General features: G+C 64.5%; 17 protein-coding genes. 9 read left to right on the forward strand and 8 right to left on the reverse strand.

The genetic code is table 11. The features are described 5' to 3' along the window. Positions 1 to 579, forward strand: a 579-nt coding sequence (locus tag JV551A3_RS04385) for an IS3 family transposase (RefSeq protein ID WP_167494819.1), incomplete at its 5' end; no start/stop codon positions are given. 137 nt (positions 580 to 716) lie between these two features. Here the strand turns inward: JV551A3_RS04385 and accC are convergent. From accC to JV551A3_RS04415, 6 genes are all read right to left on the reverse strand, one after another. After that, positions 717 to 2,072 (reverse strand): acetyl-CoA carboxylase biotin carboxylase subunit, encoded by a 1,356-nt coding sequence (accC, locus tag JV551A3_RS04390; protein WP_112254131.1) that lies wholly within the window; start codon positions 2,070 to 2,072, stop codon positions 717 to 719. Positions 2,073 to 2,089: 17 nt separating this feature from the next. After that, entirely contained in the window at positions 2,090 to 2,551 is a 462-nt protein-coding gene (accB, locus tag JV551A3_RS04395; RefSeq protein WP_133970146.1) for an acetyl-CoA carboxylase biotin carboxyl carrier protein, read from the reverse strand. Positions 2,552 to 2,651: 100 nt separating this feature from the next. Continuing rightward, a complete protein-coding gene (aroQ, locus tag JV551A3_RS04400) occupies positions 2,652 to 3,107 on the reverse strand; it encodes a type II 3-dehydroquinate dehydratase (RefSeq protein ID WP_003255330.1) in 456 nt (151 codons plus the stop codon). A gap of 179 nt (positions 3,108 to 3,286) precedes the next feature. Continuing rightward, positions 3,287 to 5,059 carry a protein-disulfide reductase DsbD gene (locus JV551A3_RS04405; RefSeq protein WP_133978374.1) on the reverse strand — a complete coding sequence of 591 codons (1,773 nt, stop codon included), beginning with the start codon at positions 5,057 to 5,059 and terminating at the stop codon, positions 3,287 to 3,289. 298 nt (positions 5,060 to 5,357) lie between these two features. Continuing rightward, positions 5,358 to 7,319 carry a methyl-accepting chemotaxis protein gene (locus JV551A3_RS04410; protein WP_133970148.1) on the reverse strand — a complete coding sequence of 654 codons (1,962 nt, stop codon included), beginning with the start codon at positions 7,317 to 7,319 and terminating at the stop codon, positions 5,358 to 5,360. 229 nt (positions 7,320 to 7,548) lie between these two features. Next, positions 7,549 to 8,907: a diguanylate cyclase gene (locus tag JV551A3_RS04415; protein ID WP_133978376.1), complete on the reverse strand. Its 1,359-nt coding sequence runs from the start codon at positions 8,905 to 8,907 to the stop codon at positions 7,549 to 7,551. A 248-nt stretch (positions 8,908 to 9,155) separates the two neighbouring features. Between JV551A3_RS04415 and JV551A3_RS04420 the strand changes: the two genes are divergently transcribed. From JV551A3_RS04420 to JV551A3_RS04440, 5 genes are all read left to right on the forward strand, one after another. Then, a complete protein-coding gene (locus JV551A3_RS04420) occupies positions 9,156 to 10,223 on the forward strand; it encodes a DUF2333 family protein (RefSeq protein ID WP_112254136.1) in 1,068 nt (355 codons plus the stop codon). A gap of 2 nt (positions 10,224 to 10,225) precedes the next feature. Then, positions 10,226 to 10,762 (forward strand): NUDIX hydrolase, encoded by a 537-nt coding sequence (locus JV551A3_RS04425; protein ID WP_133970150.1) that lies wholly within the window; start codon positions 10,226 to 10,228, stop codon positions 10,760 to 10,762. A 317-nt stretch (positions 10,763 to 11,079) separates the two neighbouring features. Further along, positions 11,080 to 11,451 (forward strand): translation initiation factor Sui1, encoded by a 372-nt coding sequence (locus tag JV551A3_RS04430; protein WP_133970151.1) that lies wholly within the window; start codon positions 11,080 to 11,082, stop codon positions 11,449 to 11,451. A 152-nt stretch (positions 11,452 to 11,603) separates the two neighbouring features. Continuing rightward, positions 11,604 to 13,517: an arginine decarboxylase gene (speA, locus tag JV551A3_RS04435; RefSeq protein ID WP_112254139.1), complete on the forward strand. Its 1,914-nt coding sequence runs from the start codon at positions 11,604 to 11,606 to the stop codon at positions 13,515 to 13,517. Between the two features lie 246 nt (positions 13,518 to 13,763). Next, the gene (locus JV551A3_RS04440; protein WP_133970152.1) at positions 13,764 to 14,219 is read left to right on the forward strand and encodes an REP-associated tyrosine transposase; all 456 of its coding nucleotides are present in this window, start codon (positions 13,764 to 13,766) and stop codon (positions 14,217 to 14,219) included. Positions 14,220 to 14,351: 132 nt separating this feature from the next. On the opposite strand, the gene JV551A3_RS04445 is transcribed toward JV551A3_RS04440, so the two are convergent. After that, a complete protein-coding gene (locus JV551A3_RS04445; RefSeq protein ID WP_133970153.1) occupies positions 14,352 to 15,689 on the reverse strand; it encodes an MATE family efflux transporter in 1,338 nt (445 codons plus the stop codon). Between the two features lie 248 nt (positions 15,690 to 15,937). Here JV551A3_RS04445 and JV551A3_RS04450 point away from each other — a divergent pair, with 248 nt between their 5' ends. Beyond that, on the forward strand, positions 15,938 to 20,839 hold the full coding sequence (locus tag JV551A3_RS04450) for an alpha-2-macroglobulin family protein (protein WP_133970154.1): 4,902 nt from the start codon (positions 15,938 to 15,940) through the stop codon (positions 20,837 to 20,839). 161 nt (positions 20,840 to 21,000) lie between these two features. On the opposite strand, the gene JV551A3_RS04455 is transcribed toward JV551A3_RS04450, so the two are convergent. Continuing rightward, a complete protein-coding gene (locus tag JV551A3_RS04455) occupies positions 21,001 to 21,294 on the reverse strand; it encodes a hypothetical protein (RefSeq protein ID WP_112254144.1) in 294 nt (97 codons plus the stop codon). A 77-nt stretch (positions 21,295 to 21,371) separates the two neighbouring features. On the opposite strand from JV551A3_RS04455, the gene pbpC reads away from it, so the two are divergent. Continuing rightward, entirely contained in the window at positions 21,372 to 23,726 is a 2,355-nt protein-coding gene (gene pbpC / locus JV551A3_RS04460) for a peptidoglycan glycosyltransferase PbpC (protein ID WP_133970155.1), read from the forward strand. A gap of 225 nt (positions 23,727 to 23,951) precedes the next feature. After that, positions 23,952 to 25,616 (forward strand): ShlB/FhaC/HecB family hemolysin secretion/activation protein, encoded by a 1,665-nt coding sequence (locus JV551A3_RS04465; protein ID WP_133970156.1) that lies wholly within the window; start codon positions 23,952 to 23,954, stop codon positions 25,614 to 25,616. Positions 25,617 to 25,698: the final 82 nt, after the last annotated feature.

Genomic DNA, 25,698 nt, shown 5'->3' on the forward strand with positions numbered 1-25,698 from the left:
CTGGACAGCAAGCAACGCCGTCCGCATCGAAATCGCTCCAAAGGCGTTGAAGCGTTTGTGGCCAAGAATCTGCTCGCGCGTAACTTTGAGCCAACAGCAATTAACCAGGTCTGGTGCGGTGATGTGACCAGTTTGATGGTCGGGAAGCGCTGGTATCACCTAGCAGTAGTGATTGATTTGTTCGCGCGTCGGATCGTTGGCTGGGCGTTTTCCCTGATCAACGACGCCAACTTGGTTAGCAAGGCGCTGAGGATGGCGGTAGGGGTCAGGGGCAAGCATGCAGGCTTGATGTTTCACTCGGATCAAGGCTGCCAATACACCAGCCAGCGCTTCCAGTCCGAGCTGCTTGAGCATGGGATAACGCAGAGCATGAGCCGGAGGGGACAATGCTGGGATAACGCACCGACAGAGCGTTTCTTTGGGACGCTCAAGTCAGAATGGGTGCCGCCCAAGGGCTACAAGGAAATTGAAGAGGCCAAGCAGGACATGACCAGCTTCTTCATGCGATACAACCGAATCAGACTCCATAGCTACAACAACTACTTGTCGCCAATAGCTATGGAGCAGCAGGCGGCTTGATCACCGTAACTGGTGTCCGGAAATACTTGACCAGAACACCTTGTGTCGCGAAAGGGCCGCAAGGCGGCCCCAGGGCCTGGCAGCCAATAAAAAACCCCGGCACAAGTCCGGGGTTTTCGGTGCATCACACTACTCGATCACTCTTCGTTAGCCAGTTTGTGCTCGAGGTAGTGAATGTTGACGCCGCCTTTGCAGAAACCTTCATCACGCACCAGGTCGCGGTGCAGCGGGATGTTGGTCTTGATGCCGTCGACGACGATCTCGTCCAGGGCATTGCGCATGCGCGCCATGGCTTCGTCGCGGTCCTTGCCGTAGGTGATCAGCTTGCCGATCAGCGAGTCGTAGTTCGGCGGAACCGAGTAACCGCTGTACAGGTGCGAATCCACACGTACGCCGTTGCCGCCCGGAGCGTGGAAGTGCTTCACCTTGCCTGGGCTCGGGATGAACTTCTTCGGGTCTTCGGCGTTGATACGGCATTCCAGCGCATGGCCACGGATGACCACGTCTTCCTGGCGGAACGACAGCTTGTTGCCAGCGGCGATGCTCAGCATCTCCTTGACGATGTCGATACCGGTCACCATCTCCGACACCGGGTGCTCAACCTGCACGCGGGTGTTCATCTCGATGAAGTAGAAGCGGCCGTTCTCGTACAGGAACTCGAAAGTACCCGCACCACGGTAGCCGATCTCGATGCACGCATCGACGCAGCGCTTGAACACTTCCTGACGGGCTTTCTCATCGATGCCCGGGGCTGGCGCTTCTTCCAGTACCTTCTGGTGACGGCGCTGCAGCGAGCAGTCACGGTCGCCCAGGTGGATGGCGTTGCCCTGGCCGTCGGACAGTACCTGTACTTCCACGTGGCGTGGGTTGGTCAGGAACTTCTCCAGGTAGACCATCGGGTTGCCGAAGGCGGCGCCGGCTTCGGTACGGGTGAGCTTGGCCGAGGCAATCAGGTCCTCTTCCTTGTGCACCACGCGCATGCCGCGACCACCACCGCCACCGGCGGCCTTGATGATCACCGGGTAGCCGACGTCACGAGCGATCGCCAGGGCGACCTCTTCGTCTTCCGGCAGTGGGCCATCGGAGCCCGGCACGGTCGGTACGCCCGACTTGATCATCGCGTCCTTGGCCGAAACCTTGTCGCCCATCAGGCGAATGGTGTCGGCTTTCGGGCCGATGAAGGCGAAACCGGATTTTTCCACCTGCTCGGCGAAATCGGCGTTTTCCGCCAGGAAGCCGTAGCCCGGGTGGATCGCGGTGGCGCCGGTCACTTCGGCGGCAGCGATGATCGCCGGGATATGCAGGTAGGAATCCTTGGACGATGCAGGGCCGATGCAGACCGACTCGTCTGCCAGGCCCAGGTGCATCAGTTCACGGTCGGCGGTGGAGTGCACGGCGACTGTCTTGATACCCAGCTCTTTGCAGGCACGCAGGATCCGCAGGGCAATTTCCCCGCGGTTGGCGATCAGGACTTTTTCGAGCTTCCCAGACATCGTTGGCTCTCCGCGATTCAAACGACGGTGAACAGCGGCTGGTCGAACTCAACCGGCTGGCCGTCTTCTACCAGGATGGCGTCGATGACACCGCCAATATCGGCTTCGATGTGGTTCATCATCTTCATGGCTTCGACGATGCACAGGGTGTCGCCTTTCTTCACGGTCTGGCCAACTTCAGCGAAGTTCGGCGAGGTCGGCGAAGGCTTGCGGTAGAAGGTACCTACCATTGGCGAACGGATCACGGTGCCTTTCAGGGCCGGGGCGGCGGCAGCGGCTTCGGCGGCAGGGGCAGCAGCGGCAACCGGGGCAGCAGCAGGAGCGGCAGCCATCGGGGCAGGTGCGTAGAACTGCTGGGCAGCCGGGGTCTTGCTGTGACGGCTGATACGGACCGACTCTTCGCCTTCCTTGATCTCCAGCTCGTCGATGCCAGACTCTTCCAGCAGCTCGATCAGTTTCTTGACTTTACGGATATCCATTAATCATCAACTCCCAAAGGTTCGGTCAGGGGGCGAAATACAAAAAAACGTATCTGAAACGTTTCTCTCGAACCCTGGCCCACTGAGGCCAGGGTTTTCATCATTTGGGCTGTGCGTTGGCAGCCAGTTGTTCCAGCGCGGACTCCAGGGCCAGGCGATAACCGCTGGCGCCCAGGCCGCAGATCACCCCTACGGCAACATCGGAAAAGTAGGAGTGGTGGCGGAACGGTTCGCGTTTGTGCACGTTGGACAGATGCACTTCGATGAATGGGATGCTCACCGCAAGCAATGCGTCACGTAATGCGACGCTTGTGTGGGTGAAAGCAGCCGGATTGATCAGGATGAAGTCCACACCCTCGTTGCGTGCGGCGTGAATTCGGTCGATCAGTTCGTATTCGGCATTGCTCTGCAGGTACTGCAGATGGTGGCCTGCGGCGCGGGCACGTTGCTCCAGGTCCTGGTTGATCTGGGCCAGGGTCACGGCGCCGTAGTGGCCAGGCTCGCGGGTACCGAGCAGGTTGAGGTTGGGGCCGTGAAGCACCAGTAGCGTTGCCATCTGCGGATTCCTTGGATTTGTAGGGCAATTCGACACAGCGCGGCGAGTGTGCCGTAAAGCGACGGCAAGTGTCCAGTTCCCGGCAATAGCCAGCACGATGTCCGAGGTTCGCGCGAAGTATGTGACCAAATATTTAAATTCGGTCACTGATTTGAGGATTTTTCACAGCTCGCGGGAAGTTATAGACCGACTTTGCCACGCACGCGTGTCAACGTTTGCGCAAATTCACCGGTATTTATCTCGCCAATGACCCGATCAGCGGTTATTTCGCTACCGTTCGCGGCAAAGAACAACAAGGCGGGGGGGCCGAACAGCTGGTAGCGGTCGAGCAGGCTGCGTTGTTCGGCATTGCTTTCGGTGATGTCGAAACGCATCAGCTTGAAGCCGACCAGTTGCGCTTGCACCTGCGGGGCGGTTAGCACCTCACGTTCGATCACCTTGCAGCTGATGCACCAGTCGGCGTACCAGTCCAGCAGCACCGGCTGGCCGGCTGCTTTGGCCTGGGCCAACGCAGCTTCCAGTGCGGCGGGGGTAGTGATGGTCTGCCAGCTATCCGCCTGCACCGCCGGCCCGTTGTCGGTGGCCAGCAGGGTTACCGGCGGCAGCGGGCGCAGCGGGTCGCCCTGGCCGCTGAGGGCGCCGTACCAGCAGGCCAGGGCGTACACCAGCAGGGCCAGACCGAGCAGTTGGGCCAGGCGCTGGCGCGCGGTCTTGACCACGAACTCGAGGGCGCCGAGGAACAGCGCCACGCCAGCTGCGAGGAAACCGACCAGCAGCAAGGTCAGCGGGCCTGGCAGCACACGGCTGAGCAAGCCGATGGCCAAGCCCAGCAGCAGGACGCCAATGGCGTTCTTCACCGTGTTCAGCCAAGGGCCGCTTTTCGGCAGCCAGGCTGCGCCACCGGTGGCCACCAGCAGCAATGGTGCGCCCATGCCCAGGCCCAGGGCGAACAGCTTGAGTGCGCCGCCCAGGGCATCGCCGCTGGCGCTGATGTACAGCAGCGCACCGGCCAGCGGCGCCGACACACAGGGCGAAACCAGCAGGCTGGAGAGTACGCCCAGTATTGCCGCGCCCAGCAGCGAGCCGCCTCGGGTGTGGCTGGCGACATTGTTCAGTCGGTTGTTCAGGGCTTGCGGCAGTTTCAGTTCGAACAGGCCGAACATGGCCAGGGCGAACACCACGAAGAACAGCGCGAAGGGCACCAGCACCCAGGCCGACTGCAGGCGTGCCTGCAGGTTCAGGCCGGCGCCGAACAACCCCATCAGGGCGCCGAGTACCGCGAAGCTGGCTGCCATCGGCAGCACGTAGGCCACTGACAGTGCCAGCCCGCGCAGGCCGCCGGCCTGGCCACGCAGCACCACGCCGGAGAGGATCGGCAGCATCGGCAGCACGCAGGGGGTGAACGTCAGGCCCACCCCGGCGAGGAAGAACAGCAGCAGCGACTTCCAGGTCCAGGCGTGTTCAGCGCTGGCCGGGGTGCTTGCGCCGCCTTCGCCATCAATGCTCAGGCGTGCGGTTTCCGGTGGGTAGCACAGGCCTTTGTCGGCGCAGCCCTGGTAGCCCACCAGCAGGGTGAAGGCACGCGGGTCGTTGCGCGGCAGCTCGATATCGAGCACGCCGTGGTACACCTCGACATCGCCGAAGAACTCATCGTGCTTGGCTTCGCCCTTGGGGATGTTTGGTGTGCCCAGGGCAATGTCGGCCGGTTCGGTGCGGAACTGGAAGCGGTGCCGGTAGAGGTAGTAGCCGTCGGTAGCGACGAAGCGCAGCTTGATGGTTTGCGCATCGGCCTGGACCAGGCTGAGCTTGAAGGCCTCGTGTACCGGCAGGAAGTCGGCGTTGTTGGCCAGCGAGGCTGCGCCGAGGGTGGCGCTGGGGCGGTTGTCGAGCAGGCCCGTGGCGAAGACAGGGCTGGCCAGCAGCAGGAACAGCAGGAAAAACAGGCGGCGCATGGCGGACTCGCGAGGTGGAACGTGCTGGGCATGATAGCGGAGTTGGTGCGGGTTGGGGCCATGCTGGTATCGGGGGCGACACATGGCCGCTGGCTCAGGTGCTGCCTGTGCCGGCCTCTTCGCGGGTGAACCCGCTCCGACCTCAAGGCATATGCTGTACCTGTGGGAGCGGCCTTGTGTCGCGAAAGGGGTGCGAAGCGCCCCCAGGATCGGTGCATCACAGCTGATATTGCCGGGGCCGCGTTGCGGCCCTTTCGCGACACAAGGCCGCTCCCACAAAGGTACAGCATATGCCTTCTCAAACCCTGAAGGCCCGCACAGCCCGGTTCAGCTCACCCCCCAGGCTCAGCAGCTGCTCCCCTTGCTCGCGCCCCTCGCCAATGCGCTGCAGGTTGTCCTCACCCAACTCATGAATCCGCTCGCTGTGGTCGCGGATCTCGCTCACGGCGCCACTCTGCTGCGCCGTGACATCGGCAATCCGCACCGCAGTGTCCGAAATGGTGCGAATGGCGCAGACAATCTCGTCGAGCGCCCCATCCGCCGCCTGGGCCTGGTTGGCCGTGGCCTCGGCATGCTCAAGCTGCGCCCGCATCCCGGCCACCGAACTTCTGGCTGCCTGCTGCAAGCGGTCGATCAGGGCCTGAATTTCGCCGGTAGCACCGGTGGTGCGCTGTGCCAACGAACGCACCTCATCGGCCACCACGGCAAAGCCACGGCCCATTTCACCGGCGCGGGCCGCTTCGATTGCGGCATTCAGCGCCAGCAGGTTGGTCTGCTCGGCGATCGAGCGGATCACTGTCAGCACGCCGCCGATGGTTGCAGACTCCTCCGCCAGTTGTTCGATCATGCGGGCGTTGCCCTGCACCTCGTCGACCAGCTCGCGCAAACCCGACAGGCTCTGGCCGATCACCGCCTGGCCCTGCTCCACTGCACGCCCTGCATCGCGGCTGGCATCGGCCGCGGCGCTGGCGTCGCCGGCCACTTGCTGGATGGTCGCTTCCAGTTCGCCCAGGGCATCGCGGATCTGCCCGGTGTCGCCGGCCTGGCGTTCGGCGCCGTCATGCAGGGCGGCGCTCATGCCGGCCAAGGCATGGCTGCTGCCAGCCACCTGCTCGGCGTTGTGGCGGATGGTGCCGACCAGCTCCACAAGGTACTGGCGCAGGCGGTTGAGCGATTCCTGGATGTCGCGCAGTTCGCGGTTGGTCCTGCCCAGGGCAATGGCTTCGGCGAAGTCACCCTCGGCCCATCCCGACAAGGCTGGGGCCAGGCCTGTCAGGGTACGCGCCAGGCGACGTTGCAAGGTGTCGATAAGCAGGGCGATAAGCAGGATCAGGCCGATCATCAGGCCCTGGATGAGGCGTACTTCGGCGGCAATTTTCGCATGCTGGGCACGTACCTCGGGCTCCAGCGCCGCAATGGCCTGCTGCACGGCCTCCAGGCGCTGGCCGGTGCTGGCGGCCAGGGCGACGCGGCGCTCGATCTGTTCGCGGGTGCGCTGCAGTTCGGACGGGTAGCGGCTGATCAGGCTCTGCAGCTCGCGCTTGAGGCCAACGGCAATGTCTTCCTGCTGGGCGCTGGCCTGGGTTTCCAGGCCCATCATCGCGGCGAAGTCGTCGGCACCGGATTCAGCGGTGCGGGTTACGCCCAGCAAGGGCAAGGCATCGATCGCCTGGGCCTGGGCGCGGATCAGTTGCAGCTCGCGCTCCACTTCGTCGGCCAGCTCCGGGCGGCCGCTGCTGACCAGCTTGTCCCGGGCCAGTGACAGGCGACCGAGGTGCACGGTGGCTTCGAGCAGTGGCACCAGGTAGCGGTTGGCGTCGGCGCTGCCGCTGTCGCGGGCGTAGCCGGCCAGTTGTTCGAAGTTGGCCCCCAGTTCCCGCTCGGCCTGCAGCAGCAGCGCTTGCGGGTCGCCGGCCAGCTTGCCCGCGGCCAGCAGCTCTTCGGCGGTAAAGGCTTGCAGGTTGTCCAGGCTGGGGCGCAGTTTGTCGGCCAGTTCGCCGGGCCATTCGGCCAGCGCGGCCTGCAGCTGCTGGTTAGCCTCCATCGCCGCAGCGTGGCGCAGGGCATCGCCGCTGGCCAGGTAAGCCTGGATGTTGCGGGCCGCCTGGTTCTGGAACTGCTGGGACAGGCCCAGGTAGCGCTCCATCAGTTGGTAAGGGCGCTCCAGGGCCCGCTGCGACCACCACAAGGTGGCGCCCAGGGCGATACACACGGTTACCAGCAACAGGGTGTTGAAATTGGTCAGCCACTTCAGGCGCATAGCCGCGAGCTTCCTGCGGGGAGGGGAGAGGTCGGTGGCTGAAGTTATTGCGATTTTGTGACGGGGTGATGACGACAGGGGGAGGGCGCCATAAAAAAAGTGGCACAGTGCCTCTATTGGTGACCGCCTGCACTGGCCTCTTCGCAGCGCAAGGCTGCTCCTACAGGTATCGCACGCTCTGTAGGAGCAGCCTTGTGCTGCGAAGAGGCCGGTACAGGCGATGAAGAACTCAGGGCTCTACACGCACCACGCAATTACGCCCGGCATGCTTGGCCCGGTATAGCGCCTCGTCCGCCGCACTGGCCATGGTCAGCGCATCCAGCCCCTCATCCAGCTGCACCACCCCTGCACTGAAGGTGCACTGCAAGTCCCGCGGCTGCGCCGGGTAGAGTATCTCGGCAAAGCGCTTGCGGATTTCGTCCAGCACCTTGTGCGCCGCGTCCAGCGCGGTATTGGGCATGACAATGGCGAACTCTTCACCACCGTAACGGCCAATGAAATCGGTCTTGCGCAAGCGCTGCTTGAGAAACAGCGCCAGGCTCTTGATCACCCGGTCGCCCATGGGGTGGCCGTGGCGATCGTTGATCTTCTTGAAATGGTCGATGTCGAGCATGGCAAAGCTCAACGGCTGCTGCTCGCGACGGGCGCGGAAGCTGCAGTCTTCCAGCAGTTGCAGAATGTGGGTGTGGTTGTACAACCCGGTCAGGCTGTCGCGCACCATGCGCGCCTTCAGGTGCCGGGCACGGGCGGCGCGGTTGCGCACAGTGGTGATCAGGTGGCGTGAGCGAAACGGTTTGGTCAGGAAGTCATCACCGCCTTCGCTCATGGCATCCAGCTGCTTGTCCAGGTCGTCCTCGGCAGACAGGTAGATGATCGGCACGCTCACATAACGGTCGCTGTGACGGATCACCTTGGCCAGCTCAGGACCGGTGCAGGCTGGCATGTAGAGGTCGAGGATGATCAGGTCGGGCTGGAAGTCGGCCAGCTCGGCCATGGTGCGGATCGGGTCGGTCAGGCTGCGGGTGATCATGCCTGCGCTGGCCAGCACGCGCTCGGTGTACAGGGCTTGGGTGCGCGAGTCGTCGATGATCAGCACGCGCAACGGGTCGTGCTGGGTGGCATTGGTCAGCAGTTCGACCTTTTCCAGCAGGCTGGAGGCTTCCAGGGTGCCGGTGAGGAAGTCCTGGCCACCGGCGCGCACGGCTGCCAGGCGGGTCGGGGTGTCGGTTTCGTGGTGGCTGAAGAACAGCAGCGGTATATGTCGGGCCAGCCCCTGCTGCACCTGGGCAGCCAGCAGCAGGCCTTGGCCGGCACCATTGAAGTCGACATCCATGATGATGGCCGAGGGCGGATATTCGCTGATCGAGGCCAGAAAAGCTGCGGCGCTGGCAAGCGTCTGCACCACCAGGCCAAAGAATTCCAGTTGCTGGGCCAGGCGCTGGGCTCGCTCGTGGTCCTGCAGCAGGATGTACACCGGCCTGCGCAGGGGCGGCAGCAGCACCTGATCGAGCGGGTCGTCCTTGCGCAGGCCGCTACGCGTCAGCTGTTGGGCGGGGCACAGCGGGCTCGGCTCGGCTGCTTGGCTCATGTCCTGGCTACTTGTAGGTTGGGGTGTGCAGCGGCAATGATGGCTCTATGCTAGCAGTTCTTTTCAGGTGCGTGACTGCCCTGCATCAACAAAGCGGCCAGAACGAATATTCAGTTGCTGACCGATTGGTCGCTTATGCGTAAGGCGGTGTCTGCTTTATAGTGCTGCCACGCGGGCTTGCCGTGGCACCCTGGCGCAGGCCTGTGGTCCAAGCCCCTGAACCGTCGTGACTGATTAAGGACAAAGCCATGCTGGACTGGAAAAACCGTGAGGCCAAAGCCGAGCCCCGCGAGCGTGTCGACGGCCGTGGCGCCGCTGCCCGTAGCTACCTTGGCGGCCTCTGGAGCCGTGCCCTGGGGACCCTGATCGGGTTGTACCTGCTGGTGTGTATCGGCCTTGGCTGGTACTGGAGCCAGGAGCCGGAGCTGTTCCCGGTGCAGCAGAGCGCCCAGGCTGCAGCCGAGCGCACTGGCCAGCAGATGGTGGTGGGCTACACCACTATCGAAACCCTCAAGACCGTGGCCGGCACCTTGCTGAACAAGCCGGGTGGCTACATTTCCAACGACCGCTTCCCGCCAGGGCTGTGGATGGACAACATGCCGAGCTGGGAATACGGCGTATTGGTCCAGGTGCGCGACCTGTCCCGCGCCCTGCGCAAGGACTTCGCACGTTCGCAGTCGCAGTCCACCGAAGACGCCGACCTGGCCAAGGCCGAGCCGCGTTTCAACTTCGACAACAAGAGCTGGATCCTGCCGTCGAGCGAGTCGGAGTTCGAAGAGGGCATCAAGTCGCTCACCCGCTACCAGACCCGTCTGGCTGCCGGCGACAAGGGCGCGATCTTCTACACCCGTGCCGATAACCTGAACAACTGGCTGGGTGATGTGGCTACCCGCCTGGGCTCGCTGTCACAGCGCCTGTCGGCCAGCGTTGGCCGGGTCAAGCTCAACACCACGCTGAAGACCGAGTCGGTGGTCGCCGGCCAGGCGCCGCAGGTGGACGAGGAGCTGGTGGAAACCCCATGGCTGCAGATCGACAACGTGTTCTACGAAGCCCGTGGCCAGGCTTGGGCGCTGTCGCACCTGCTGCGCGCCATCGAGGTGGACTTTGCCGACGTGCTGGCGAAGAAGAACGCCACGGTCAGCGTGCGCCAGATCATCCGTGAGCTGGAAGCCTCGCAGGAAGCACTGTGGAGCCCGATGGTGCTCAATGGCAGCGGCTTCGGCATGTGGGCCAACCACTCGCTGGTCATGGCCAACTACATTTCCCGGGCCAACGCGGCGGTCATCGACCTGCGTCAGCTGCTGTCGCAAGGTTGATGATGGCTATCAGCCCGAACGAGGCCGCCCACCGGGCGGCTTCCGACCGAGAACTGGTCACCTGGGTGGACGAAGCCGACCAGGTGCTGGGGGCCCTGCCCCGCGCCGAACTGCGCGAGCGCGGCCTGATCGGGCGTTGCACGTTCATTCTGCTGTTCAACAGTGCCGGTGAACTGTGCGTGCACCGGCGCACCTTGAGCAAGGCGCTGTACCCGGGGTACTGGGATGTGGCGGCAGGCGGCATGGTGACGGCAGGGGAGGCGTATGCCGATTCGGCGGCGCGGGAGCTGGCCGAGGAGCTGGGGATCGACGGTGTAGAGCTGCGTTTTCATGAGCGGTTCTATTTTGACCAGCCGGATAACCACTTGTGGTGTGCGGTGTATTCGGCGGTGTCGGATGCGCCGTTGCGCTTGCAGCCGGAAGAGGTGAGCGAGGCGCGCTTCATTGGCCTGGAGCAGGCGGAGCAAGAAAGCCTGACGAAGCCGTATTGCCCGGACTCGTTGGCGGCGTTGCAGCGCTATAAAGCCAGCCTGACTTAAAGCTGGGACCGCGTTGCGGTCCTTTCGCGACACAAGGCCGCTCCCACAAGGTCCTGCGTACACCGATCAATGTGGGAGCGGCCTTGTGTCGCGAAAGGGCTGCGAAGCAGCCCCGGTACCCTGATAGTCGCAAAACATTCGCAAAATGCCGCATTCCGGTACTTAGCAACAGCCGGATTTATCGTTACACTGCGCGCCCTTTTCGGGCTGCCGCAGGTCTTGCGGTGGTAGCGCCGCCCCTGCCAGAGTGGGGCTTCGCGGTCGGGCTCAACCCCCTGGGGCCGACCAGTTTTTGTCCTCAGCACAGAGGAACAAAAGTGGCCAAGAAAGCTTCTTCCTTCGCCGCCCTTGGCGGTCTCGTTTACTCCACCGACGCCGGTCGGCACTGCCCCGACTGTGGCCAGCCGGTGGATGCCTGTACCTGCAAGCAGCAGGTCATCCCCGAAGGCGATGGCATTGCCCGTGTGCGCCGCGAAAGCAAGGGCCGCGGCGGCAAGACCGTGACCACCGTCACCGGCGTGCCGCTGCCGCTCGACCAGCTCAAGGAGCTGGCCACTACCCTCAAGCGCCGTTGCGGTACCGGTGGCGCCCTGAAGGATGGGGTCATCGAAATCCAGGGCGACCATGTCGAGCTGCTGATCGGTGAGCTGACCAAGCAGGGCTTCAAGGCGAAAAAGTCCGGCGGCTGATGCGGCCACGCGATTTTTTGCCCAGTGCTTTCTAAACTCGTTGCCATGACCAGGGTCTACCCCAGGGCACGGACGAATCGTCATTTTTGGCTTTTACACTGCGCCCGCCACCTTGCGGGGCAGTGTCTTCGACTTATCTATAGGGGACTTGAATGTCCGTACGACGCACACGCAAAGACGATGGTAGCCAATGGACCGTGGCCGACAGCCGCAGTGTTTATGGTATCCGCCATTGGGGCGCTGGTTATTTCGCCATCAATGAAGCCGGGCGCGTCGAAGTGCGCCCCAACGGCCCGAAAAGTGCACCGATCGACCTGTTCGAACAGGTCGACGAATTGCGCCAGAGCGGCTTGTCGCTGCCATTGCTGGTGCGCTTCCCCGACATTCTGCAGGACCGCGTGCGCCAGCTGACCGGCGCTTTCGATGCCAACATCGCGCGCCTGGAATACCAGAGCAAGTACACCGCGCTGTACCCGATCAAGGTCAACCAGCAGGAAGCGGTGGTGGAGAACATCATCGCCACGCAGAACGTCTCCATCGGCCTGGAAGCCGGCTCCAAGCCTGAGCTGCTGGCGGTGCTGGCGCTGGCACCGAAGGGCGGCACCATCGTCTGCAACGGCTACAAGGACCGCGAGTTCATCCGCCTGGCGCTGATGGGCCAGAAGCTTGGCCACAACGTGTTCATCGTCATCGAGAAAGAGTCGGAAGTGGCTCTGGTGATCGAGGAGGCCGCCGAGCTCAAGGTCAAGCCGCAGGTCGGCCTGCGCGTGCGCCTGTCGTCGCTGGCTTCGAGCAAGTGGGCCGACACCGGCGGCGAGAAGTCCAAATTCGGCTTGTCCGCCGCCCAGCTTATTTCGGTGGTACAGCGCTTCCGCGATGCCGGCCTGGACCAGGGTATCCGCCTGCTGCACTTCCACATGGGCTCGCAGATCGCCAACCTGGCCGACTACCAGCACGGCTTCAAGGAAGCCATCCGTTACTACGGTGAGCTGCGTGCGCTGGGCCTGCCGGTCGACCATATCGATGTGGGCGGCGGTTTGGGCGTGGACTACGACGGTACCCACTCGCGCAATGCCAGCTCGATCAACTACGACATGGACGACTACGCTGGCGTGGTGGTGGGCATGCTCAAGGAGTTCTGCGACGCGCAGGGCCTGCCGCACCCGCACATCTTCTCGGAGAGCGGCCGTTCGCTGACCGCGCACCACGCCATGCTGGTCATCCAGGTGACCGACGTCGAGAAGCACAACGACGACGTGCCGACCATCGAGAACAAGGAAGCCCTGCCCGAGACCGTGCAGTGGCTGGTCGACCTGCTCGGCCCGACCGACATCGAGATGGTGACCGAGACCTACTGGCGCGCCACCCACTACATGGGTGACGTGGCTGCGCAGTATGCCGATGGCAAGATCAGCCTGGCCGAGAAGGCCCTGGCCGAGCAGTGCTACTTTGCCGTGTGCCGCCGCCTGCACAACTCGCTGAAAGCCCGCCAGCGCTCGCACCGCCAGGTGCTGGACGAGCTGAACGACAAGCTGGCCGACAAGTACATCTGCAACTTCTCTGTGTTCCAGAGCCTGCCGGACACCTGGGCCATCGGCCAGGTACTGCCGATCATCCCGCTGCACCGCCTGGACGAAGAGCCGATGCGTCGTGCCGTGCTGCAGGACCTGACCTGCGACTCCGACGGCAAGATCAACCAGTACGTCGACGAGCAGAGCATCGAGACCAGCATGCCGGTGCATGCGGTGAAGGAGGGCGAGGACTACCTGCTGGGTGTATTCCTGGTCGGTGCGTACCAGGAAATCCTTGGTGACATGCACAACCTGTTTGGCGACACCGACTCGGTGAACATCTACCAGAATGCCGACGGTAGCGTGTACCACGCCGGTATCGAGACCCACGACACCATCGAGGACATGCTGCGCTACGTGCACCTGTCGCCGGAGGAATTGATGACGCACTACCGTGACAAGGTGGCCAGCGCCAGGATCACCGCGCGTGAGCGGACCCAGTACCTGGATGCCCTGCGCCTTGGTCTGACCCGGTCGTCGTATCTGTCGTCATGAAGCTCGGGGGCCGCTTTGCGGCCCATCGCGACACAAGGCCGCTCCTACAGGGGACCGCGAAACCACATGGAATTGCGATATCACGGGAAATCGCGAAACCACATGGGGCGCGATCTGTTGTAGGAGCGGCCTTGTGTCGCGATCTGAGGGCGCAGCCCTCACCGCGTCATACTCGGTAATGATCCACCGGCGATGTCCTTCATCGCTACGCCTATCCTGTGAATGCAATGTTCAAAGGAAGTCGACATGGATCCTCACGGCAACCATCGCTTGCGCCAAGGGCGCTTTTCAGAGCCAGGCCGGCTCTACCTGCTAACCACCATCACACGCCATCGCCTCCCGTTGTTCGAGAACCTCTGGTTTGCGCGTTCGGCCATTCATCAATTGCGGCTGAGTGATCGAGAGGGGAGTTGCCGTTCGCTAGCCTGGGTCTTGATGCCGGACCATTTGCATTGGCTGATCGAGCTCGGCCCGACCAGCCTGGGTAAACTCATGTGTGCCTTCAAGTCGCGAAGCAGTTGCGCGCTCTACCGTAAAGGTGCCGAGCGACAACACATCTGGCAGCCCGGCTTTTATGACCGGGCGCTGCGCAAGGAGGAGGATGTGAAGGCCGCTGCTCGCTATATCATCGCCAACCCGATTCGGGCTGGCCTGGTGCGGCGGGCTGGCGAGTATCCACATTGGGATTGTGTGTGGCTGTAAATCCGCAGGTGAGGGCTTCGCCCTCATTTCGCGACACAAGGCCGCTCCTACAGGAGATCGCGATACCGTGCCGTACCGCAATCCATGTAGGAGCGGCCTTGCGTCGCGATGGGCCGCAAAGCGGCCCCGGCATTACTGAATCCACTCACCTTTTTCCTGCAGCCGCCACCCCACCCACCCCAACGTCACCGCCCGCAACGCCATGAACCCGAGAAACGCCAACCACAACCCATGGTTGCCCAACCCACCCATGAGCACTCCCAACGGCAGCGCAATCACCACCGACACCAGCATTGCATTGCGCATCTCCCGCGCCCGGGTCGCGCCAATGAACAGCCCATCCAGCAAGTAGCTCCATACCGCAATCAACGGCAGCAATGCCAGGTACGGCAGGTACGGATAAGCCGCTGCCCGCACGCTCTCGATGTCGGTCTGCAAATCGATGAACAGGTGCCCTCCCAGCAGGAACAACCCGGCAAACCCCACGCTGGTGATCAGCGACCAGCCACAGGCCACCACCAGCGAGCGGCGCAGGGTGTCACGGTCGCGGGCGCCGATGGCATGGCCGCAAAGCGCCTCCAACGCATGCGCCAACCCGTCAAGCGCATACGCAGTCAGCAGCAGGCCGTTGAGTATCAGGGCATTGGCCGCCACCGTGGCTTCGCCCAGGCGAGCGCCTTGCACGGTGATCAGCAGGAACACCAGTTGCAATGCCAGGCTGCGCAGGAAGATGTCGCGGTTCACCGCCAGCAGCGGCCGCCAGGCCTGCCAGCGCTTGAGCGCCGCCCATACGATTTGCCCTGGGTAGGCACGCAAGGCCGGGCGTGTCAGGGCCAGGCCGAGCAGGGCAGCGCTCCATTCGGCAATCACCGACGCCCGCGCCGAACCCAGCACGCCCCAGTTCAGGCCAAGCACGAACCACAGGTTCAAGGCGATGTTCAGCAGGTTGGTGGTCAGCAGGATGGCCAGCGGAGCCCTGGCGTTCTGGGTGCCGAGGAACCAGCCGACCAGGGCGTAGCTGGCCAATGCTGCCGGCAGGCCGAGCAGGCGGGTATGGAAGAAGTCTTCGGTGGCTTGCTGCAGAGCCGCGCTGGGTTGCATCGCGTGCAACGCCAGCTGGCTGAAGGGCAGCGCCAGCAGGCCGATCAGCAGGGCGAAGCCGACCGCCAGCAGTAGCCCTTGTACCAGCACCTGACGCAACGCTGCACCGTCGCCACGGCCGGCGGCCTGGGCGGCGAAACCGGTGGAACCCATGCGCAGGAAGCCCATCAGGCCGACCATGAAGGTAAACAGCGTGGCGCCCACGGCCACGGCACCCAACTGGTGGGCATGCGGGAGGTGGCCGATGACCGTGCTGTCGACCAGGGCTACCAGCGGCACGGAGATGTTGGACAGGATCATCGGAGCGGCCAGGGCCCAGACCTTGTGGTGGGTGGGGCGGTGGCGCCAGTCGGTGGTCAATGAGGTCATCGGGTGTCCTGGGGAATTCTGGGGCTGCTGCGCAGCCCTTTCGCGACACAAGGCCGCTCCCACAGGGATCGTGTAAACCGGAAGCCTGTGCAGTACCTGTGGGAGCGGCCTTGCGTCGCGAAAGGGGCGCAAAGCGCCCCCGCTTTTCTAAATTGCCAGCAGTGTACCGGCCATGCAGCTAATTCGCGCGACCATAGTTGCGCTATAGTTGCTGCCCTCACGTACACGCTGCCTAAGAGTTCTACTCCATGTTCAACAAAGGATTGTTGCTGGCCTGCGCGCTGGCTTTGCTCAGTGCCTGTGACTCTTCGACGCCGGACAAGCCGGCGCCATCCGAAAAACCGGCGGCCACAGCGCCCGCCGCCGCCCCGGCTCCCCAGCGCGAAGACCCGGCTGTACTCGCCAAACGCTACGAGGGCCGCGAGCTGACGGTGCTGGATGTCTCCGAAGTGCAGCTCGATGGCGCTGCAACGCTGTCGATCAGCTTCTCCGCGCCGCTGGATGCCAAGCAGGATCTCGCCAGCAAAGTGCATCTGGTCGATACCGTCAAAGGCAAGCTCGACGGCGCCTGGGAGCTTTCCGACAACCAGATGGAGCTGCGCCTGCGCCACCTGGAGCCGCAGCGCAAACTGGTGTTGACCGTCGACAAGGGCCTGCTGGCCGTCAACGGCAAGCAGCTGGACAGCGAGTCGATAACCCGCCTGGAAACCCGCGACATGCAGCCGACCATCGGCTTCGCCAGCCGCGGTTCGCTGCTGCCCACGCGCCTGGCCGAAGGCCTGCCTGTAATCGCGCTCAACGTCGACAAGGTCGATGTCGAGTTCTTCCGCGTGAAGCCGGACATGCTCTCGACCTTCCTGGCCAACTGGGGGCGTAACAGCAGCCTGTACTACTACCAGTCCAAGGAAACCCTGGACATGGCCGAGCTGGTCTACAGCGGCCGCTTCGACCTCAACCCTGCCCGCAACACCCGCGAGACCGTGCTGCTGCCGATCGCCGGCATCAAGCCGTTGCAGGAGCCAGGCGTGTACCTGGCGGTGATGCGTGCCTCGGGCACCTACGACTACTCGCAGCCAGCGACGCTGTTCACCCTCAGTGACATCGGTGTGTCCGCGCATCGCTACCGCGACCGCCTCGACGTGTTCGTCCAGGCCCTGGAAGGTGGCAAGGCAATGAACGGCGTCAACCTGGAAATCCATGACGACAAGGGCAAGCTGCTGGCCCAGGCCAGCACCGATAGCGATGGCCACGCCCAGCTGCCGATCACGCCAAAGGCCGACACCCTGATCGCCACCCAGGGTGTGCACACCACTCTGCTGCGCCTGAGCAGCGCGGCGCTGGACCTAGCCGAGTTCGACATCACCGGCCCGCAGGCCAACCCGCTGCAGTTCTTCATCTTCGGCCCGCGTGACTTGTATCGCCCCGGTGAAACGGTGTTGCTCAACGGCCTGCTGCGCGACCAGGACGGTAAGCCGGTCAAGGCTCAGCCGGTGAGCGTGGAAGTGCGTCGCCCGGACGAGCAGGTCAGCCGCAAGTTCGTCTGGGAAGCCGACGGCAATGGCCTGTACCAATACCAGCTGCAGCTGGCCAGCGAGGCCCCGACCGGCCGCTGGCAACTGCTGCTCGACCTGGGTGGCGGGCGCAAGCAGGTGTATGAATTCCTCGTCGAAGATTTCCTGCCCGAGCGCCTGGCGCTGGAACTCAAGGGCAGCAGCAAACCGTTGTCTCCGGATCAGGATGCGCGCATCCAGGTCAATGGCCGTTACCTCTACGGCGCCCCGGCTGCCGGCAACCGCCTTAGCGGCCAGGCCTATGTTCGCCCGCTGCGCGAGGCGGTACCGGCGCTGCCTGGCTACCAGTTCGGCTCGGTCACCGAAACCGAGCTGAACCAGGACCTGGAGCTGGACGAAGTCACCCTCGACCAGGCCGGCAAGGCCGTAGTCGACATCGAAAGCCGCTGGGCCGAAGCCCGCTCGCCGCTGCAACTGACCGTGCAAGCCAGCCTGCAGGAGTCGGGAGGCCGGCCGATCACCCGGCGCCTGGAACAACCCATCTGGCCGGCCGAGCGCCTGCCGGGCCTGCGCGGCCTGTTCGACGGCGAAGAAACCGACAGTGACGGGCCGGTGGAGTTCGAGTTCCTGGTGGCCGACCGCAACGGCAAGAAGCTGGCGGCCAACGACCTCAAGGTGCGGCTGATACGCGAGCGCCGCGACTACTACTGGAACTACTCGCAAAGCGATGGCTGGAGCTACGCCTATAACGAGAAATTCCTCACCCAGAGCGAAGAGACCGTAAGCGTCAAGGCCGGCTCCACCGCCAAGCTGAGCTTCCAGGTGGAATGGGGCCCGTACCGTGTCGAGGTGGAAGACCCGCAGACCGGCCTGGTGTCCAGCGCGCGCTTCTGGGCCGGCTATCGCGCCCAGGACAACGCCGAAGGCGGTGCGGTGCGGCCGGACCAGGTCAAGCTGGCGCTGGACAAACCGGCATACGCTGACGGCGCTACCGCCAAGGTTACTGTGACCCCACCCGCAGCCGGCAGTGGCTACCTGATGATCGAGTCCAGCGATGGCCCGCTGTGGTGGCAGGAGATCGACGTGCCCGCCGAGGGCAAGACGTTCGATGTGGAGCTGGACAAGCAGTGGGCACGCCACGACCTGTACATCAGCGCGCTGGTGATCCGCCCGGGTGAGCGCAAGGCCAACGCCACGCCGAAACGCGCGGTAGGCGTGCTGCACCTGCCGCTGAACCGCGCCGAACGCAAGTTGGCGGTGAGCCTGCAGGCACCGGAGAAAATACGCCCGAAACAGCCGCTGACCGTGAAGGTCAAGGCTGCAAATGCCGATGGCAGCGTGCCCAAACAGGTGCATGTGCTGTTGTCTGCGGTGGATGTGGGCATCCTCAACATCACCGACTTCAAGACACCCGACCCGTTCGCCAGCCTGTTCGGGCGCAAGGCCTACGGTGCTGATCAGCTGGATATCTACGGCCAGTTGATCGAAGCCGGCCAGGGCCGCCTGGCCAGCCTGGCATTTGGCGGTGACGCGGCGATGGCCAAGGGTGGCAAGCGCCCCAACACCACGGTGACCATCGTCGCCCAGCAGAGCCTGCCGGTGACCCTGGACGACAAGGGCGAGGGCCAGGCCACGGTCGATATCCCCGACTTCAATGGCGAACTGCGGCTGATGGCCCAGGCTTGGACCGAGGAACAGTTCGGCATGGCCGAAGGCAAGACCGTGGTCGCCGCGCCGCTGATCGCCGAGCTCTCGGCGCCGCGTTTCCTGGCCGGTGGCGACCGCACCAGCCTGGCGCTGGACCTGGCCAACCTGTCAGGGCGTGCTCAGCAGTTGAACGTTGAAATTCGTACTGAAGGGCAGCTGAGCCTGGCGGCCAACGCCGTGCAGAACGTTGCCCTGGCTGAAGGCCAGCGCTCGACGCTGATGATTCCGGTACAGGCCCAGGGAGGCCTTGGGCAAGGCAAGGTGCATGTGCGGGTCACTGGCCTGCAGCTGCCCAACGAGCCGACCGGCGCGTTCGAGCGCGAGTGGACGCTGGGCGTGCGCCCGGCCTACCCGGCGATGCTCAAGCACTACCGCGTGGCCTTGAAAGACCAGCCATGGACCCTGCCTGAAGCAGACCTGGCCGCTTTCGAACCCGCCGGGCTTGAAGCCAGCCTGGCCTTGTCGAGCCGGCCGCCGCTGAACCTGGCCGAGCAGATCCGTGCCCTCGAAGCCTACCCTTACGGTTGCCTGGAGCAGACCACCAGCGGCCTCTACCCGTCGCTGTATGCCGATGCCGACAGCCTGAAGCGCCTGGGCATCAAGGGCGAGCCTGCCGATGTGCGCAAGCGCAAGATCGAGATGGGTATCGAGCACCTGCTGGGTATGCAGCGCTACAACGGCAGCTTCGGCCTGTGGAGCTCGGACAGCGAAGAAGAATACTGGCTGACCGCCTATGTCACCGACTTCCTGCTGCGCGCCCGTGACCAAGGCTATGGTGTGCCGGCCGAAGCGCTGAAGAAGGCCAGCGAGCGCCTGCTGCGCTACCTGCAGGAGCGCAACCTGATCGAAGTCGACTACAGCGAGAACGCCGAACACACCCGGTTCGCCGTGCAGGCTTATGCGGCGTTGGTGCTGTCGCGCAGCCAGCAGGCGCCGTTGGGCGCTTTGCGTGGCCTGTTCGAACGCCGCGCCGACGCCCGCTCTGGCCTGCCGCTGGTGCAACTGGCGGTGGCGCTGGACAAGATGGGCGACAAGCCGCGTGCCGAGCAGGCCCTGCAGGCGGGCCTGGGTATCAGCCGCGGTAAAGGCTGGATGGCCGACTATGGTAGCGCTCTGCGCGACCAGGCACTGATCCTGGCGCTGCTGCAGGAAAGCAACCTGGCCAGCCGCCAGGTCGACCAGCGCTTGTTCGCCCTGTCGGATGAGCTGGCGGCCAACCGCTGGCTGTCGACCCAGGAGCGCAATGCGCTGTTCCTGGCTGGCCGTGGTCTGCTGGGCAAGCCGGAAGGCCAGTGGCAGGCGCGCCTGGACAGCGCGGGCGAAGTTCGCGAGTTCAACAATGCCGAGTCCGGCATGAAGCTCGAAGGCCCGTTGCTGGCTTCGCCGCTGAGTGTGCAGAACCAAGGCAGCGAGACGCTGTACCAGCAATTGACCTTGTCGGGTTACCCACGCCAGGCGCCTGCTGCCGGAGGCAACGGCATGCAGATCCGTCGTGAGTACCTGGGCATGAATGGCCAGCCGTTGGACCTGCACAACCTGCGCAGCGGCGACCTGGTGTTGGTGCATCTGGCGCTCAAGGCTGAAGACAGGGTGCCGGATGCGCTGGTGGTGGACTTGCTACCGGCAGGCCTGGAGCTGGAAAACCAGAACCTGGCGCAGAGTGCTGCCAGCCTGGACAACGCCAGCAGTGCGGTGAAGGAATGGCGCGAGTCGATGCAGAACGCCAGCGTTGTGCACCAGGAATATCGCGATGACCGTTACGTCGCGGCGCTCAAGCTGGACAGCTACGGCACCACCCACCTGCTGTACCTGGCTCGTGCGGTGACCCCGGGCACCTACCGCGTGCCGCCGCCGCAGGTCGAATCGATGTACCGGCCGAACCTGCAGGCGGTGGGGGATGGGCAAGGGGAGATGACTGTAAAAGCCCGCTAAGCACCTGCGTTGCGCGCACTATGTGGGAGCGGCCTTGTGTCGCGAAAGGGCCGCAAAGCGGCCCAGGCATTTCAAGCGGCGCAGCTGAGATCCTGGGGCTGCTGCGCAGCCCTTTCGCGACACAAGGCCGCTCCCACAGGTCTGCGCCGGGCAGTTCAATGTCAGTGAATCACCCAGCTCATCACCCACAACCCCAGCAGCAGCCAGATGATCCCGAGGATGATCGAGGCGCGCATGAACGCACGGATGGCCGAATACAGCAGCGCCAGCCCGACGATCAGGGCGAGGATGCTGAGCAGCGAGGTGTCCATGCCCAAGGTGCGCGCCAGGCCATCGATGAAATTGCCACCGGCATTGGCCAGCAGGTTGAACAGCCCGCTCAATGCGTCGACGATGAAGCGGATCAACGACCCCAGCGCCTGCCCCAGCCACTCGAAAAAACCTTCTACATGCATAGTTGCTTCCTGATGAACGAATCGGCGATGTTGCCGTTCCCAAGCCTTTGGCCATCACCTGGCAAGGTCGGTTCCCGATGCCAAGCTTAACGCGGCCGCGTACCCGTGCGGGCAGGCTGTTGCGCGCTACGGTGATCGGCCTGCTGGTGCTGTTCGGCCTGTTGTGGCTGGCCGACCGTCTCTGGCCGCTGCCCATGCCCGGCGACGACCTGGCCCGGGTGGTGCTGGCCGAGGACGGCACGCCGTTGTGGCGCTTCGCCGATGCCGATGGCGTGTGGCGCTACCCGGTCAGCCCCGACGAGGTTTCGCCGCTGTATCTGCAGGCGCTGCTCACCTACGAGGATCGCTGGTTCTACAGCCACCCTGGGGTCAACCCGCTGGCCCTGGCCCGCGCTGCCTGGCTGAACCTGCGTGGCGGGCGTGTGGTGTCGGGGGGCAGCACGCTGTCGATGCAGGTCGCGCGCCTGCTCGACCCGCATGAGCGCACCCTGGCCGGCAAACTGCGGCAGCTGTGGCGCACGGCGCAGCTGGAATGGCATCTGTCCAAGCGCGAAATCCTGCAGATCTACCTGGACCGTGCGCCCTTCGGCGGTACCCTGCAGGGCGTGGCGGCCGCCAGCTGGGCCTACCTGGGCAAGTCGCCCATGCACCTGACCCCGGCCGAAGCGGCGCTGCTGGCCGTGCTGCCCCAGGCGCCCAGCCGCCTGCGCCCGGACCGCCACCCCGAACGAGCCCAGCGCGCCCGGGACAAAGTGCTGCAACGCCTGGCCGAATACCAGGTGTGGCCGGCCCAGCAAATCCGTGAGGCTGGCGAAGAACCGCTGGTGCTGGCGCCACGTCAGGAACCAACCCTGGCGCCGCTGCTGGCCCGGCGCCTGAACAGCGCCGACAGCCCGCCGCTGATCCGCACCACGCTCGACGCCGCGTTGCAGCGGCGCCTTGAAGACCTGCTGCTGGGCTGGCGCGCACGGCTGCCGGAGCGCACCTCCGCAGCCATACTGGTGGTCGATGCGCAAACCATGGCGGTGCGTGCCTACCTGGGCTCTATCGACCTGGCCGACGAGCGCCGCTTCGGGCATGTCGACATGGTGCGTTCTTTGCGCTCGCCGGGCTCTACCCTCAAGCCGTTCCTCTACGGCATGGCACTGGATGACGGCCTGATCCATTCCGAGTCGCTGCTGCAGGATGTGCCGCGACGCTATGGCGACTACCGCCCCGGCAACTTCTCCATGGGCTTCAGCGGGCCAGTGTCGGCCAGTTCGGCGCTGGCGCTGTCGCTCAACCTGCCGGCGGTGCAGCTGCTGGAGGCCTATGGCCCGAAACGCTTTGCCGCGCAACTGCGCATGGCGGGCATGCCGCTGATACTACCGCCCCTGGCCGAGCCCAACCTGTCGCTGATCCTGGGTGGCGCGGGTAGCCGCCTGGAGGATCTGGTGGGTGGCTACGCTGCGCTGGCGCGGGGCGGCAATAGTGCGCGGGTGCGCCTGCAACCGCAGGATCCGTTGCTGGAGCGGCGCCTGTTGTCACCGGGGGCTGCGTGGATCATCCGGCGCATCCTCAGCGGCCAGGCGCGCCCCGACCGCGACCCGCATGCCGAGCTGGTGCAACGTCCGCAACTGGCCTGGAAAACCGGTACCAGCTATGGCTTTCGCGATGCCTGGTCGATCGGCGTGGGCCCGCGCTACCTGATCGGCGTATGGATCGGCCGCCCCGACGGCACACCGGTACCCGGCCAATTCGGGCTGGCTTCGGCAGCGCCGCTGATGCTGCAGGTGCACGACCTGCTGAGCAACCGTGACAGCCAGCGTGGCATCAGCGTGCCGGTGGAGCGGGTGCCGGCGAATGTCGGTGTGGCGGCGATCTGTTGGCCGCTGGGCCAGCCAATGAACAAGCAGGACCCCAATTGCCGGCGCCAGCGTTTCGCCTGGACTCTGGACGGCACTACGCCGCCAACCCTGCAGGCCGCCGACCAGCCACTCGGCCTGGGCCTGCGTGAAAGCGTATGGGTCAACGACCAGGGGCTGCGCGTCGATGGCAGTTGCCCGGGCGCCAAGGCCCGCGACATTGCTCTATGGCCCGCGCCGCTGGAGCCTTGGCTGCCACGCGCGGAGCGGCGTGCGGCGCGCCTGCCGGCCATCGACCCGGCCTGCCCGCCGCAGGTGCCAGCCAGCGCTCCACCGCTTTCGATCGTGGGCGTGCGCCCGGGCGACAACCTGCGCCGCCCGGTCACCAGCAGCGAACCGTTGCAGCTATATGTGTCGGCGCTGGGGGGCGGCGGGCGGCGCTGGTGGTTCCTCAACGGCCAGCCATTGGGCGAAACCCAGGGGCAGGACAGCCTGCTGGTGCGCTTCCAGCAGGTAGGCCAGGCCGAAATCAGCGCGCTGGATGAAAGCGGCGAGACGGCGCGCGTGGCGTTCCAGGTCAGTGAGTAGGCGTTCGACGAGGGCCGGGGCAGCACCTACGCTTGCAGGTAACGGGTGTGACCGGCTGGCGCCCTTGATGCCTGTCAGTCAAGCAATTCGGGGCCGCTTTGCGGCCCTTCGCGGGCACGCCCGCTCCCACAGGTTTGGCGCTGGGTTCAGGAAAGCGCGATCTCTGTGGGAGCGGGCGCGCCCGCGAAGGGCTGCAACGCAGTCCCAGGGAACATGGAGCGCCCTATGCGTTCTCTGGCCGTGCCCTTGTTGCTGCTGCCTTGGGCGCTTGCCGCCCATGGCGAACCGTTGCCGGGTTTTCTTGACAGCCATGAGTACGAACGTCGCCTGCCCGCCGCCAACCTGCCGATAGACGCCTACCGCCCGGTCAGCGCTCACCTGCAGATGGCCGCGGTGGATGGCGGCAGCCCCGCCTGGGCGCCTGCCGATACCCGGCTGGTGCTGCATAAAGTGCGCTTCGAGGGCGGCACGGTGTTCCCCCTGAGCGAGCTGCGCGAACACTACCAACCGCTGATCGGGCGCCAGACCACATTGGGCGAGCTGCAGCAGTACACCGCACGCCTGACCCAGCGCTATCGGCAGGAAGGCTACCTGTTGTCATACGCCTACCTGCCGCCGCAGGAGGTGACCGAGGGCCGGGTCAATGTGGTACTGGTCGAAGGTTATATCCGTGATTACCACGTAGACGGCGATATCGGCCCGGCCAGCGCCTATCTGCAGCAGTTGCTGCAGCGGCTTGCAACCGAGCGCCCGCTGACCCGGGAAACGCTGGAGCGCTACCTGGGCCTGGCCGAGCGCCTGCCAGGGGTGACGTTAGAGCCGCAACTGGCCGTGGCGCAAACCGCTGATGGTGCCGCGCGGTTGACCGTGCATGCCCAGCGCAGGCCGTTCAGCGCTGCTGTTACCGTGGCTGATGGCAACCGCGACGATGCGCAGGCGCTGCTGACGGCAACCAGCCACGCTCAGACCCGCTTTGCCGAACAGTTCGAGGCCAGCCTGTTGCTGCCGCCAGGGGATGACCAAGTGCATTACCAGCGCCTGGCCTACAGCCAGTACCTTGACGCAGGTGGCAGCCAACTACTGGTGTCGGCCTCGCGCTACCGCAGCGAACCGGGCACGCGAATTCGGCTGGAAGATGGCCGTGACATCACCCGCAAGCGCGACAGCGATCGCTACGCGATCGGCCTGCGCCAGCCGGTGATCGTCAGGCCGGATGAATGGATGCAGCTGCAGGGGCAGGTGTATTCGGTCAGTGAGCACTTCGAAGACCAAGTGGACGGACTGCCACCGGCACGGGACTACGACACCTACGTGCGTGCGCTGTCATTCGAGGGCGACTGGCGCAAGGTGGACGGGGGCCGTTTGCGTATCGTCAGTGCCGGCGTCTATCAGGGCCTGGATTACCTGGGAGCGCGCAGCGATGTCGACTACGATCTGGATTTTCTGCGGTTGCGGCTTTCCGGCTTGCAGAGCGACAGGTTGCTCGGTAACTGGCAGGGGGTGGTCTCCGGGGCTTTGTACTGGAGTGATGACCGCTTGCCTGACAGCGAGCGTGCGGGGTTTGGCGGGCAGAATTTCGGCCGTGGCTACCCGCGCGACCAGGCGGACGGAGACAAGGGCTGGGGTGTGGCTTACGAGGTGAACTACAGCATGCACCGCAGCTGGCTGGCGTTGTTGCAGCCCTATGTGGTGCTGGATACGGCGCAGGCCTGGCATAACCGGGGGCCTGTGGAGGATGCCCACCTGGCTTCGGCGGCGCTTGGTGTGCGGTTGGGCGATGGGCGCTTGTTCAATGTGGCGCTGGAGGTGGCCAAGCCTTTGGCGGATGTGGCATTGGACAGCCTGGATCGTGGTCCGCGCGTAACGTTAAATCTGGCTATCCAGTTGTAACAGGTGTACCGAGGATCTGTAGGAGCAGCCTTGTGCTGCGAAGAGGCCAGTTCAGGCGCAATCTTTTGTTTGCCATGAGGGC

It is taken from the genome of Pseudomonas inefficax (assembly GCF_900277125.1).
In the GTDB taxonomy this organism is placed as follows: domain Bacteria; phylum Pseudomonadota; class Gammaproteobacteria; order Pseudomonadales; family Pseudomonadaceae; genus Aquipseudomonas; species Aquipseudomonas inefficax.

Bases quoted from the DNA above. Each gene is read 5' to 3' on its own strand.
- accC (WP_112254131.1), bottom strand. From the start codon at position 2,072: ATGTCTGGGAAGCTCGAAAAAGTCCTGATCGCCAACCGCGGGGAAATT.
- accB (WP_133970146.1), bottom strand. From the start codon at position 2,551: ATGGATATCCGTAAAGTCAAGAAACTGATCGAGCTGCTGGAAGAGTCT.
- aroQ (WP_003255330.1), bottom strand. From the start codon at position 3,107: ATGGCAACGCTACTGGTGCTTCACGGCCCCAACCTCAACCTGCTCGGT.
- JV551A3_RS04405 (WP_133978374.1), bottom strand. From the start codon at position 5,059: ATGCGCCGCCTGTTTTTCCTGCTGTTCCTGCTGCTGGCCAGCCCTGTC.
- JV551A3_RS04410 (WP_133970148.1), bottom strand. From the start codon at position 7,319: ATGCGCCTGAAGTGGCTGACCAATTTCAACACCCTGTTGCTGGTAACC.
- JV551A3_RS04415 (WP_133978376.1), bottom strand. From the start codon at position 8,907: ATGAGCCAAGCAGCCGAGCCGAGCCCGCTGTGCCCCGCCCAACAGCTG.
- JV551A3_RS04420 (WP_112254136.1), top strand. From the start codon at position 9,156: ATGCTGGACTGGAAAAACCGTGAGGCCAAAGCCGAGCCCCGCGAGCGT.
- JV551A3_RS04425 (WP_133970150.1), top strand. From the start codon at position 10,226: ATGGCTATCAGCCCGAACGAGGCCGCCCACCGGGCGGCTTCCGACCGA.
- speA (WP_112254139.1), top strand. From the start codon at position 11,604: ATGTCCGTACGACGCACACGCAAAGACGATGGTAGCCAATGGACCGTG.
- JV551A3_RS04440 (WP_133970152.1), top strand. From the start codon at position 13,764: ATGGATCCTCACGGCAACCATCGCTTGCGCCAAGGGCGCTTTTCAGAG.
- JV551A3_RS04445 (WP_133970153.1), bottom strand. From the start codon at position 15,689: ATGACCTCATTGACCACCGACTGGCGCCACCGCCCCACCCACCACAAG.
- JV551A3_RS04450 (WP_133970154.1), top strand. From the start codon at position 15,938: ATGTTCAACAAAGGATTGTTGCTGGCCTGCGCGCTGGCTTTGCTCAGT.
- JV551A3_RS04455 (WP_112254144.1), bottom strand. From the start codon at position 21,294: ATGCATGTAGAAGGTTTTTTCGAGTGGCTGGGGCAGGCGCTGGGGTCG.
- pbpC (WP_133970155.1), top strand. From the start codon at position 21,372: ATGCCAAGCTTAACGCGGCCGCGTACCCGTGCGGGCAGGCTGTTGCGC.
- JV551A3_RS04465 (WP_133970156.1), top strand. From the start codon at position 23,952: ATGCGTTCTCTGGCCGTGCCCTTGTTGCTGCTGCCTTGGGCGCTTGCC.